The following is a 12,562-nucleotide window of genomic DNA, read 5'->3' as shown; positions in this document are numbered from 1 at the left end:
GATTTTCGATTAGCAGCGCCTTAAGCAGCCATAGCCTGTAGCCACATCTGGTCGACCTTTGCAGGCGTGAGCCCAAACGTAGAAGCGATTTGACTGACAAGGGGATCAATACGATTGAACTCGGTGGGATATTCCCAAGCATTGATCGCTTTTGCTTTTTCCTTCTTGTCTTCGATAAGGCTCAAAGCGTTGGTCACTTCATCCGGCATAATGTCGTTATCGATGAGAACGTCTCGGAACTCACGTGGCGTCAGCGATCTCATCGAGGCTCGCAGTTCTTCCGGCGTTGGTGCAGGTGCTTCCACAAGCAACCCATCCTTGAACAGCATACCCTCTTTGATATCCTGCCAATCCGCGTCGATACCCAACAATATGCGATTGTCTGGTACGAGTTTCGATGGATCATACTCGACGTTCGTTACAAGCATAGTCTCCACGTTGACGGTTGCCCAAGCACCATAGATCGCGTCGATGAACTCACCGCTTTCAGTCCAGTTGGTCAGTCCGCGTCGTAGTTCGTACCAGTCTTGACCATCCTCGTTCGTGTATGAGAATACGTTTCCTTGTAGACTTGTCGTGAAGTGCCCGTAATTTATAATTTTCATAATATTCTCCATTATGCGTAAGTTGTCCCAATCCAGCCACGAACAGGATCGAACATTTGCAGGTAGCGGTAGTAGACAAACCTCACCTGACCGGCACCACCACCTTCACGTTGGTAGCCAGTGACAACGGTACCGCCCGGCCCTTCGAAATCTAAAGTTGCACCACTGGTGCCACGCGATACCAATCTGGACGAAAGGTTTGCTACGCGGTCATTTGCCCAAGCCAGTGCGCGACCTTCGATACGTCCGTTGATGCTGCCAAGTTCCTTGGTCCAAATCGCGCCACCGTCTGTGATGTACATCTTTATGTCACCACTACCCTGATCGCGCCATACCAGTGTTCCACTAGCGTCAACTAACATTTGACCTTGCCGAACACCCGGATAATGCAGGGTCAAGGCAGGATTGGATTTGTTAACAGAAATATCACCAGCGGAAGACATACCACCGTTGACTACTAACCCGCCTGTAATCGTACCGCCTGTTAAATTCAGTTTCGCATTTAGCGATCCCTGCAAATTGGTGACGTTTGCTAGCGGTATATCGCCATTTTGATTGGCGCGATTGAGATAATACGAGCCGTCTTGACCGTCTAGTTTGTCAGCGTCTAGACCATTTCCAGCACCGAAATCTTCCATTGTAAGAACACGACTGCCACCAACTGTTGCTGTTCCATTCGCCGTAAATGCACCACTCACGTTGAGCGCACCAGTGATGTTCACACCACTATTCGCTGTGACTTGCGTGCTAAAGGTCTTACCTGCCATCGTTGCTGGCAAACGAGCGTCATCGATTGTCCCGATGGTGATGTTCGAGCCGTTCAGCGCCGTTATCGCAGCGCCGTTGCCTGAAAGCGTACCGGTAATGGTAGTACCGTTGATGGTTGGAACGGTAAGCGCGTCAGCCGTAAGTGTTCCAGAAAACTTAGGGTTCGAAACATAGTTCTCGAGCCTGAATGCAGTGCCGTCCCAAACGACACACGTAGCCGTACCGGCAACGACCTGGCCCGCTTTAAGTGCCGTGCCGTCCTGCTGAAGAATGGACTTCGCGCCAAGGTTATTCACCGCAAGCGTCATAGCCCCGGTGTTCGTTTGCGAGGCGAAGAAGGCATATCGTTCGCCTTTGACCAACGAAGCCGGTGCAACGGTATGGGTAAGGACAAGAGCGGTTGCCGTTCCGGTTGTTGTTAGAATGGCGTTGATCTTGTTATGCGCTCGTTTGACCGCACCTCGGATAGCACGAATGGTTGGCGGGATGGTGTTTGGGGCAAAGCCGCCTTGCGAGCCATTTGGTGAGGCGGAAATATTGCCTTCATCCTGTGGCGTCCAATCGGTACTGGAAATATCGGTCATTACGGAAAATTCTCTGTTGAAATACTAAAAATATTTATTGGTTTTGGACGTCTTGCAGGTAATCGCGGATTGAAAATTTCAATGCTTCGTCGCGTGTTCTCGAGCCGATATAAGCCAACTTATTGATCGCAGCCTTGGCCGAACTTTCACGCTTTAGACCGGCCATCCATTTCAAAGTTTCTGGCGAAGAAAAGATTTTGGTTCGATATCCATTCGCCATTGAACCAACACCCTGACGTAGCAAAGGCCACATCAAATACATTGGGTTCGCGCTCGAAATGCCAACGGCCAAGGAGCCGACATTTGTGGCTCGGTTCAAATGCGTCATCAACGTTGCGGACGTGTTGGAATGGTTCTTCGAAGCGTTGTATTGAGTCAAAGTCTTGGCAGCGGAAACAATGTCTTCCATCGATCTTCGAAGTTCGTTTCCGTCCTTGGTCATATAGAGAGCCTGCTTGGCTTCCTTCGACATACCGTCCCAATCGCCAATCAATTTAGCAGGCGAAAAGGTGCCGTCCTTCGAACGACCGATGGTATTGAAAACGGAAGAACCAACTTCTTTTACAGCGTCGTCGCCACCGGCAACGCGTACTTGACGCATAATCTGTTGAACGGTTGAACCCGCTCTTTTCGAACCGGAAACCATCAACTGGTGAACGGCTTCCGGTGTCTTCTTGCGAAGAACGAGGTCGGTCGTATCGTTCGAAACCAGATTGCCGGAATTCTTCGTGCGCTTGCTGAAATTGTTGGCCTTGTTCCAAGCCTGAAGAACATCGGCACCACCTTGTTCAGCGGTAGCGGCCATATCTTCGGTAAGCGACTTATAGAGGTTGCGATAAATCTGCGTTTCTTTGGTGCCATTGGAAGAACCGAAGGCGAGATCACCAATGTTGGTTCGGGCATCCTTTAGGGTATTGAACGAAGCACCTTTTTGAACGTCCTGAACGATAGCCGTTGCCTGCGTAATGGCGTCATCGTAGGCTTTCGAATTATTGAGTTTTGCCGACGCGCCAAGGTTGGCTAATTCGTTCTTGGTCGTTTCGAGGAACTTCGTCGTGTTTGGCGCAGCCGCAGGAATGCCATCGGTAAGGCGACCAACATTATCGTAAAGGTCATTTTGTCTCTGCTTGGAGACGTCACGGAAGTCCTGCGCACGGCGTTGGATTGCTTCACCGGCTGCGGCAGGCGACATATCATTGCCACCGGTCGTTCGAGCAATGGTATCTTCGAAGCGTTGACCTAGTTGGTTGGTTACGTCTTCGACCTTGTTCTGCATCGTCGGGATGCCCTTGGAAAGCGCGTGTTCACGGCTTGCGGCATTGGTGCCACCAATCATTCCTGGGGTCGGCTGAATGCCTACGTTTTCGAAGGACTTTAAACGGCTTGCGGCCAAGGCTGCGTCGTCGGCTTCCTTCAATCCACCAACCATACGTGAAGGCGAAAGGGCTTTGCCGATACCGCCTGCGGCTTTCGAAATGACATTACCGGCAGCAAGGCCACCAACTTCGCCCAAAGCACCGATACCGATATCTTGAAGTTTATCGAGTTCCTGTTCGGCAACGCCACGCGTGTCCTGATTGCCAAAGACAAGGTTCGCACCGCGCTGATAGAGATCGCGACCTGAGCCGTAGCCAATACCCGCGCCAGCAGATCCGGCTGCAAGCGCACCGGTGGTCGTGCCAACTACCGGAACAACCGAACCGGCACCAGCGCCCATAGCGCCGCCCACAATGCCACCAGCAAGGCCACCAACGCCACCAACGATTTCCGGGGCAGCATCGCCTACATCGCCCCAAGAAGGCACCCAGCCCTTGACGTTGAACACCATAGGCTTGCCTGTGGTCTTGTCGCGCATAATGTACTGGTCGGTGCCAACCGGCTGCGCATCGGGAAATTCCTTGCGGATCGCGGCTAGTTTGTCTTCGGGTTTGGTGAGTGCTCCAACTTCAAAGCGAAGGCTTGCCGGGACTTCCATCTCGACTTCGTCAACCTTGATAGGCGTGTTCGCGTCGTAATATGCAACGCCTTCTTCCTGCTTCGCCCACGGTTCGAAATCCGTTTTCGGGGCTTCGTCGGTATATTGATATTTGTCCGGGTCTTCGCCTTGATCGATTAGGTACTGGCGATCTTCCGGTGTAAGGCCAGAAGGCGCGGCAGGGGCTTCATCCTGATATTGGTAGTCATCTGGGTTTAGACCTTGGTCGATCAAATATTGACGGTCTTCGGCTGATAAACCCGTAGGCGCGGTAGGGGTTGGGACATTACCGAGCATTACCGATTTGATTTGCTCGTCTTCTTTTTTCGGAACTTTGAAAGCCATAAAATATCACTCAATTAGGCGCGGCGGGTAAAACCACCAAAGCCAGCAAGTCCACCCAAACGGCGCTTGCGTAATTCTTCTTCGTCATCTTTATTTACGATGGAGTCCGCGAACTGAATCTGCACCGGTGTATTGCCACCTGTTCGGCCTTGTGGCTGAATCATTGGAGGTGCTTGCTGTTTGGTTTCCGCGTCAGCAAATGCCTTACCGAAACCAGCAATACCTGCGCCAAGACCGTTCTCACCGTCGAGTTCGAAGCCCCAAAGTTTGCGCGTTCCATCGTCGGCTGTTTCAACACCAATCGTGTCGTCTACTCCGTTACGGAAATCACGAAATGCGGCTGGAATGCCAGTTAGTTCTTTGCCTTTGTCATCGAGCATACGTCGATCAACGTTAGGGTCTGGGGTAGGGGTTGCCGCCGCCATTTGCGTACCGGCCTGCGTAGGTTCGGAACGAGGGCGTGTCGTTACGGCTGGATCGACATAACCGCTGTCATTGATCGCGGCATCTAGTTCGGCATCGCTTACGTGCTTGAAGCCTTCCCATTCAGCACGAACGGCTGCGCGTTTGCCTTCCATCGTATCGGATGAAGCAAGACGACGCTGAATAAGGTGCTGTGCGATTTGGTCTTGGGTATTCTTGTCATATGGCTGACTAGGATCGATACCGAGTTCGTTGACCGCGCCTCGAAGCGTAGTTCCAACAATCTGATACCGGCCCGTAGGTGTAGCAACGCGACCGATTTCGTTTTTGACGGATTGGCCGTAAGCGCCATTTGGTGAGGTGAAATCCATAACTTCGCCAACCGACATTTGGCTGACGTCGACACCATTGAACGGGGAATCCTTGCGCTTTTGGCGATTACCGAAAAGGGTGTTGTAGGAACCACCGCCTTCGGTACGGTCAAGCAGGGAAAGCCATCTATTATTCATAGCCATAGCATTAACCCCTCGACATAATCGAACGGCCAGAAGGCAACGTAATCGATGGTTGGCGTGGGCCTAATGGTGCGTTGGCATCGCGCTTTTGCTGGTTTTGCTGCTGCGTAACCCTCTTGAAATCAGCCAACGGGTCGGGGAGTTCGCGCATCTGGCGAAGGGCTTCAGATTGCGTAATTTCACCGGATTGCGCTCTTGCAGCGATGGTTCCCAAAGCCTGCTTATGCATCGCGAGACCACGCATCGTGGTAACGACGATCTGGTTGCCTTCGGGCGTACCGGCCAAGGTTGGAAGCGATTCACGGAATAGGCGCATATCGGCGTCAGAAGCCGCACCAGAACCCGGAGGTCTTTGCATAGGCGTCAACTTGCTAATCATAGCGTTGGCAACCTGAACGGAGTCAGCGCCTTCCGAAACCAAGTTACCCAAGCCCCACTGGTTGGCTGCGTTGGTAACGATGTTGGTTAGGCCACCGGGGGTCTGCTTAAGGGCGTTGTCTAGAACGTCGATGTTCGCAAGGTCGGATTGGGCATTGAAACCAGCCTCGGTCATTTCCTTGAACATCTTGGCGTTTTCTTCGCCAGATTTTTCGGCAAACTTCGTATCGGAAGCCGCACGGTTTTGCTGCTGCTGGTAATCTTCCATCGAATAGGCAGGCTTACCGGCTGCAATACGTTCTTCGTTGATACGGTCGAGGTCGGCTTGAAGGTCGGTCGATTTCTTCGAACCACCAGTCTTACGCGCTTGATAATCAGCAAACGAGCCGGTGTAACCGCCTTGCTTGGCATATTCGTATTCGCGAATTTCTGCGGTCTTTTCGGTTGCCGTTCCACCAATGATGGCCTGAGCGGATTTGATATCACCTGCTTCGGCATACAAGGCTGCAACCTGTTGCCTCTGAGCAGGCGTCAATCCGCTAGGACCGGCATCCTGATAGATACGGGCGATCTGCGCGTTGATAGCCTTGGTCTTTTCACCTTCGGCTAGCGAAAGTTCATTGGCACGAAGACGCTGCTGGTCGAGTTGGCGTTTGGAGGACGTATCCAAGGATTTGTCATATTCGGTCGCGTAGCCTTCCATACCCTTGCCAAGCGTTCGGAAGAAGTCACCCTCATTGGAACCAAGCATTGCGCCAGCGGCCCGCATAAGGCCGTTAGAAACGCCGTTGCGCTCTTCAGGTGTGTTGTAACCAAAGAACTTCCAGAGGCCACCGGACTCAGGGTCGTCAATGGTCTTCGTACCATTCGTTTCACCGGTCATTACGTAGGTCAAAGGCGAAGGCGTTGGATCAACAACCTCGTCCTCTTCCTCGACGGCAAGGATAGGTCGTTCTTCGATAACCCTTGGGGCAGGGGTAAGATTACGCTTCTGTTGGTCGACATATGCGCGTGGTTGTTCGGTTGGAACCGGTGCCATTTTACCGGCACCAGCCATTGCGTTATTGCGCGTTACGTCGATTGCGTTCGATTGAGCAAGACGGGCCTGTTCGCGGTCTTCCGCTGCCCAGATTTCCTGCTGACGTTCGCGCTCCATTTCGGCGTTAATACCGCCATTGTTTGCCGCTTCTTCTTCGCGCTTTTTGCGAAGCATTTCTTCGGGCGAAAGATAAAGCCAATCCCAAGATGCCATTAGTGAATACTCATTTCTTTAAATACATCATTATTTACGTGCTTAACGCCGTCGAACTCGACCACCATTTCCGGTGCGATTTCTTCAACTTCTTGCGCCATAGGACCGATGTAAATTTCGTCGTCACCAATGTAGTTGAACGAGTACATTGCCCATCCATTCGGGGATTTACCCACGAAAGTGATGTTTTCTTTTGTCGTTCTATCGCAACGCGTAAACAGGCTCATAAGGCCGGTTCCAAGACCGAGGATATTGCTTAGTGCGCTATTTCCCGGCTGCGTAGTTTGGCTCGTCTGCTGGTTATAACCACCGCCGTTCAAAATGTTGGCGAAGTTAGAAAGTTGGATGAGCGGCATCTGCTGGTTCTGGTCGAACTGAGCAATTTGGCCGTTCAGTTTTTCCTGATTATACGAATCCTGCTGCTGACCAATTGCACCAATCGTTTCAGCCGGAAGCAACGAATTATTGTAAACATTGCCAGCATTGTTCGCTGCCTGAAGTTGCGTATTTGCGGCTGCATTGCTTGCAGAGGTTCCACCGTTTGCAGCGTTAAGTGCAAGACCGGCATTGCTCAACTGATTGGAAACACCCTGATTATATTGATCAGACTGCTGGCCAAGTAGGTTGCTAAGATTGCTAATGGATTGCTGATAATTCGCACCCTGACCTTGCGCACCGGCCATCTGTGTATTGGCGTTCTGTGCGTAGGAATTCGTGAGATTATTCGCGGCATTAAGTTGGTTCGAAACACCCGCATTATGTGCGCTCGACAACTGGTTGTTTGCCTGAAGCATATTCGCGGTGTCTTGATTGTACTGGTTCGCATAGGCGTCGGTCGCAACCTTCGACATTGCGTTTGCAGCCGTGCTGGTCGCGTCGTTGATTTGGCTGGCGAATGCACCGGAGCCATTTCGACCAAGTTGTGCGGCCTGACCGGAGAGTCCAGGTATCGTCTGCTTGGAAAGCATATCAGCGATAGATTGCTGATTATTCGCGATATTCTGTTGCAAATACGGGTTATTTCCGATGTTCGCACCGGAAGCCGTAGCGGATAGGTTCGCCATCGTCGGGTCAGCCTGCTGTGCCGAATTCAAGGCGTTCTGCGAAGCGGCTAGGCCGGTATTGGTGCCGTTGGCAATGTTGCTATAGACGTTCGAACCCGGAACCTGATTATTGGCAACCTGACCGATAAGCGAAGCAATACCACCGGAAGATGGGTTAGCACCCAAGTTCAGGCCGTTCATCAACGTGTTATACGTCGACTGTGCATTCTGATTTGCGCCACCGGTGTTGACGAGGTTGTTATTCGCGTTCTGGGCATTCTGGAGCATTCCACCGGAATTAAGCGCGGTAGATGCAGCCATTTGCTGAGCGAGTTTCGTCTGGTCGGATTGATCCGCAACGGTAGGTCCAGCCCACGTTTCGGGCTTGCCTTCTTTGAGGGCTTTATCGTACTGCGCGTAAACGTCGGTTAGGTACGATTTCGAACCAGACCACGGTTCAGTACTGGTGGTCTGGGTCGTCGTTTTTGGTTGAGAAGCCATAGTTTTTCCAGAAAAAATAGTTCCTTCCGGCAATCAATTTCTTGAAATCAGGGAGGTCGTTTTCAATACGTTTCGTTTCAAAATTCTTAGGTGTTAAAATCTTCGACCAGCCTTTACGACCGATCAGGCACATACCTTGTGCGCCCCACTTCTTGGCCCATTCATCGACTAAATCTTCACCGGCTAATATGTCGGATAGATTGCCAATGGCGTGTCGAACCAAGCACCATTTCTTTGCATCATCCATATCGATAACGATTTGAATGATGGCCAATGATTCTCCGTTTACCCACATCGTTGCTTGGCGAGTGTCGATCAACTCGAGGATTTCTTGCTCGGTTGTGTCGTCGCCTGAAAGGGTAATCAAATCCAAGATACGGTCACGAAATTTACCGTAGACTTCGATTGCTTCTTCCGCGTCATCGATGCGATGGAGTGTCGTCATTATCGAACCCCTATGATCGCGTAATCGAAAAGACCGCTCCCATTGAAAGTGATGGTAGCGAGTCCGTCCCCTACGGAACTTACGAAATAGGTGGCCGTCGATGCGGCAATATTGCGAGGTGTCAAAACGATTTTCGAGTCCGAATAAATTTTGGTATTAGTGATATTTATCGAACCAGAACCCGTAATTTGGATGCTTCCGGTGGTATCGGAAACCTGTCGAATAACCTGATTGATTGTCGATCTAAGGTTCTCTTTGCTCTCAATGTTTATGACAGGAACAATTGAAGTCATTATCGACCACCCGCCGCTTTTGCATCGACTTGAATGGCAGATAATTTGTCGAAGTTGCCGGTGATATTCACACGAATGGAATGGTAGCGAGCCTGATTTCGAACGTTCGCGTAGCCGGTAGCAGGGTGGGTTGCCCTACCTTCAGACCATTCTAGTTCCTCGTTCGGAATCTGTTTGGATCCGATTTGGATATTTGCGGTGCCTGCGCTCTGGAAGATTGGTCGAACGGCTAGAACGGTTGCGCGATCCGTCTTCGAATTCGCAAGCGATTGGCTGATTTGCATTTCGGCTGTTTCGATGGTGACCGGGAGGTTCGGTCCACCCAGTGTGTAGACCGCGCCATCGTTGTCCAAACCCCAGAGGGTTTCGTTACCGCCTGCCCAGACTTGAGAGCCGAAGGGGGAGGGGATGTTATCGATGGTGGAGAAGTAATCTAGTTGGTCGATAGTCCAAGGAACCGTTACGGCGCTGTACTGGTATTCGGTACGGGCATCAGCCAACGTCCATTCGCCAGTCAAATAATTGAAAATCAATGTGCGGTCGGCGTTCTTGTTCGTCGCGCTCTGGCTTGGATAGGTCCAATAGATAAGCGGTTCGGTCGGATCGGCGCTAACCGTCATTTTGTGGGTTGCGCTGGTATCGACGTCGCTTGCGAAAAAGGAGTCAATCTTGCCAACGCCAATAGGGGCAACCTGACCACCCTTGAAGGAATACCAACCATCACCGGCGAAGAAGTAGGAAACGCCGTCTTTGGTGATAAGGCTTTGGGGAATGGTGCAACCACGACCGTCAACGACCGTGCTGAACTGGTAGAGCCAAGGCGAACCAATGTAGTGCATACGAATGATGGCGTTCTGGCAAAACACCCAAACGTCCTCGTCGGCAATAAGACCGGTAATGGCTCCGGTGTTGGTCAGGTCTTGGAAGTCGGCCTGCGTGGACTGGCTGAATGCCCAATCAAACGGGTCGTTCAAGGCCGACCAGCGAACGCGGGTAGATTGCGGGCCATCGAAAAGGTCGTAGGTATTCGCAAGGATTGTGAAGCCTCTGTGGGCCACGATAAACCGGCCACGGACTAGCGATGTGAGGTCATCGAATTGTACGGGGTCGTCGCAATTAATCCATTGCGGATAATCGGAGTAGTTCGTCGCGATGACCGAAGACGCGTAGGTAATCGAACGCCAGTTTTCTTCATTGGCCGTCGTATATCCACCGGTACGGCTTACGTTTACCCATTTGGAAGTCGATGGGACGTATTTGTAAGCGTTGCTTTCGTCGCCACCGAATATGACGGCAGTCTGGCTCGAGTCGTAGCCAACCATAAGGCCACGCGGTTCACCGGCGAATGCCGTGGACGCATAGAGTTTTGCGGACTTCAAAGGCCGATAGACGACCGAGCCCTGCTGATTGCCAGCCGTTGGATAAACGTTCTTCGCAACCTTGAGACCTGGGTTTGCGATATCGGCTGCGTCGGGACGCCAATGCGGAAGAGGGATATCGATTACCATTGCGTCACCTCGGCTGGAGGTGGGTTGGAAACCGCTGTAGAATTGCGATGGCTTTCACCAAGCGCCTGAAGGCTTTCAACCAAGGATGTCTTGGCTGCGGCTTCTGCTTCGGCGTCTATGCTCCATTTGTAGAGTTTCTCCAAAACGCCATAGAGATAAACGCTTGGAAAGTTCGTAAGCAGCCAGTTCGTTGGCGCTGTCGAGGTAACGTTTGTGATGCGACCGTAATAGACGATGGTCGCTTTCTTCGGCTGGTCGGCATAGCCCGTCGTGAAAACCAACTGATTGCCGGTCTGGAAATAGTTGATGGTATCGGGGAATACCTGTGAATTGAAAATGGAAACGGGATTAGCAACAACACCGTCGACTATGATTGCGCGGCTTTTGATGAAATCAGCAGGCAACGTTACACGACCAGCGACGATATCAAGCACCGTTGTTTTCTCGGCTTGGAAATGGATTATCTGCGGGGCATAGTCGGATTCGAAAAGGCGAACGAGCGTATCGAATGGCGCGTCGTCTCGCATCGCATAATCGAAAACAGCCGTCTTGAGGTCGGTGTAATTCTGCATATGATTACACCCTCAAACTGTTCGTACGGAATTTAGAATTATCCGAGTCGTTAAGCCACCTTTTGAGTCGTTCAGGGTTGTCAGCAATACCCTGCTCTTTGAGCCAATAATAAATCTCAGGTGGCATACTTGAGACTTTCTGATTTTCACCAAGTTTCTGCGTTCTCGAAAATTCGTTTGCCTCTTGAGCATTGATTGCGAATTGTTCTTCGAGTGTTTTAGGCTCAATCGTTTGGAACCAACCGTTACCAATGCGATGAATGACCACACGGCGTCTCTCGTCGTCAATTAGAACTCTACTCGTGCCTTCGGGTATCCAGTCGCCAACATTTAGGTTGTCTTCGTCAATCATAATTCGTCACTTAAAAAATTGAATAATATGTAGAAAGAAGGGGCTTAATATAGCCCCTTCCGTTAGTTCAATTAGGCGGCAGTTACGTCTGCAATCTTGCCGTTACCACGTTCGTTTTTCGCAACGAGCGTAAGTTCGGTAAGAAGCGAATACTCGATGCTATCCTTGGTCTTAGGAAGTTCGGTCTTTGTCATCTTACGAAGTGTAGCAACGCTCCAAAGCGAAGGATCAAACGCGATAACAGTCGTCTTGCTCATAAAGTGATGCGGGATAATCATATGCGTTCCGAAGTTGGAAACGACAACGTCAACCGAACCATAAATGGTCGCAGTCTTGTTCATATCCTGATACTTGGTTGCACCACCGGTGAAGTTGGAAATCGCCTGTTTAAGGCTACCGGGAACGAGAACCTTGGTAGGGTCACCACCCTGTTCCCAAATGTCGTGCATCATACCGTTGAACATATCTTCGGTAAGAGGGCGGGTCGTACCAGCCGTAACGGAGCCAACCAACTGGTTTGCATAGCCCGGAGTGGAACCACCAGCACCGTGATCTGCGTTCGTGGAAATCCAAGCCTCAGCACCGGCGAGTCTACGGGTAGAACCACCGACGGAAGCCGATGGGCCAACAAGTGCGAATTCGATATCGCGTTTTAGTTCGGCTGTTTTGATTGAGATCTGATCAGCGATTGCAGACTTGTAACCCGCAGAGTCTACTGCCTCGAGTGTACCGGATACGCCCGCCACCTTCGTGAAAATCTGCGTGTAGTTCGTTAGGCGTTCTGGGCCTGTACCATCGGCAGCACCAAATAGAGCATTTTCAGAAGCGGCATTGACAACGGGTGGCGCAAGTTCACGGTTCAAGAAGTCGTGATTTTGTGCCTTTGCGGTAGTCTTACCGATTTCAGTATAAAAAGGTGTCTTTTCCGGCGTGATGCGGGAGATTACGTCGCCAAGGTCTTCTTTAACGTTGGAAACGGAAGTAGTTACGAGATTAGCCATTT

The 12,562-nt window shown here is 51.2% G+C and carries 11 protein-coding genes; all 11 read right to left on the bottom strand.

The window, feature by feature from the left end; translation table 11 throughout:
• Positions 1-20: 20 nt before the first annotated feature.
• A complete protein-coding gene (locus tag RMR21_RS09610; RefSeq protein WP_498667767.1) occupies positions 21-605 on the bottom strand; it encodes a hypothetical protein in 585 nt (194 codons plus the stop codon).
• An 11-nt stretch (positions 606-616) separates the two neighbouring features.
• Positions 617-1,957: a hypothetical protein gene (locus tag RMR21_RS09605; RefSeq protein WP_498667765.1), complete on the bottom strand. Its 1,341-nt coding sequence runs from the start codon at positions 1,955-1,957 to the stop codon at positions 617-619.
• 34 nt (positions 1,958-1,991) lie between these two features.
• Entirely contained in the window at positions 1,992-4,277 is a 2,286-nt protein-coding gene (locus tag RMR21_RS09600; RefSeq protein ID WP_498667764.1) for a hypothetical protein, read from the bottom strand.
• Positions 4,278-4,291: 14 nt separating this feature from the next.
• Complete coding sequence (locus tag RMR21_RS09595) at positions 4,292-5,215, bottom strand: hypothetical protein (RefSeq protein ID WP_498667763.1); 924 nt, start codon at positions 5,213-5,215, stop codon at positions 4,292-4,294.
• A 4-nt stretch (positions 5,216-5,219) separates the two neighbouring features.
• Positions 5,220-6,845, bottom strand: coding sequence for a hypothetical protein (locus RMR21_RS09590; protein WP_498667762.1), 1,626 nt, complete (start codon positions 6,843-6,845; stop codon positions 5,220-5,222).
• Positions 6,845-8,389, bottom strand: a complete 1,545-nt coding sequence (locus RMR21_RS09585; protein WP_498667761.1) for a tail fiber domain-containing protein — start codon at positions 8,387-8,389, stop codon at positions 6,845-6,847. Before RMR21_RS09585 ends, RMR21_RS09590 begins: the two co-directional genes overlap by 1 nt.
• Positions 8,346-8,834 carry a hypothetical protein gene (locus RMR21_RS09580; RefSeq protein ID WP_498667759.1) on the bottom strand — a complete coding sequence of 163 codons (489 nt, stop codon included), beginning with the start codon at positions 8,832-8,834 and terminating at the stop codon, positions 8,346-8,348. The genes RMR21_RS09585 and RMR21_RS09580 overlap by 44 nt, the downstream gene beginning before the upstream one ends.
• A 292-nt stretch (positions 8,835-9,126) precedes the next feature.
• Complete coding sequence (locus tag RMR21_RS09575) at positions 9,127-10,635, bottom strand: hypothetical protein (protein ID WP_498667758.1); 1,509 nt, start codon at positions 10,633-10,635, stop codon at positions 9,127-9,129.
• On the bottom strand, positions 10,629-11,207 hold the full coding sequence (locus RMR21_RS09570) for a phage adaptor protein (protein ID WP_498667757.1): 579 nt from the start codon (positions 11,205-11,207) through the stop codon (positions 10,629-10,631). Before RMR21_RS09570 ends, RMR21_RS09575 begins: the two co-directional genes overlap by 7 nt.
• 4 nt (positions 11,208-11,211) lie before the next feature.
• A complete protein-coding gene (locus RMR21_RS09565) occupies positions 11,212-11,559 on the bottom strand; it encodes a hypothetical protein (protein ID WP_498667756.1) in 348 nt (115 codons plus the stop codon).
• Between the two features lie 71 nt (positions 11,560-11,630).
• Positions 11,631-12,560, bottom strand: a complete 930-nt coding sequence (locus RMR21_RS09560; protein ID WP_498667754.1) for an SU10 major capsid protein — start codon at positions 12,558-12,560, stop codon at positions 11,631-11,633.
• Between the last annotated feature and the right edge of the window lie 2 nt (positions 12,561-12,562).

Origin of the sequence: Agrobacterium sp. rho-8.1, from assembly GCF_033957725.1 — a bacterium.
Taxonomy (GTDB): Bacteria; Pseudomonadota; Alphaproteobacteria; order Rhizobiales; family Rhizobiaceae; genus Agrobacterium.
The sequence above is the reverse complement of the archived record's forward strand: the minus strand, read 5'-3'. Positions and strand labels throughout refer to the sequence as shown.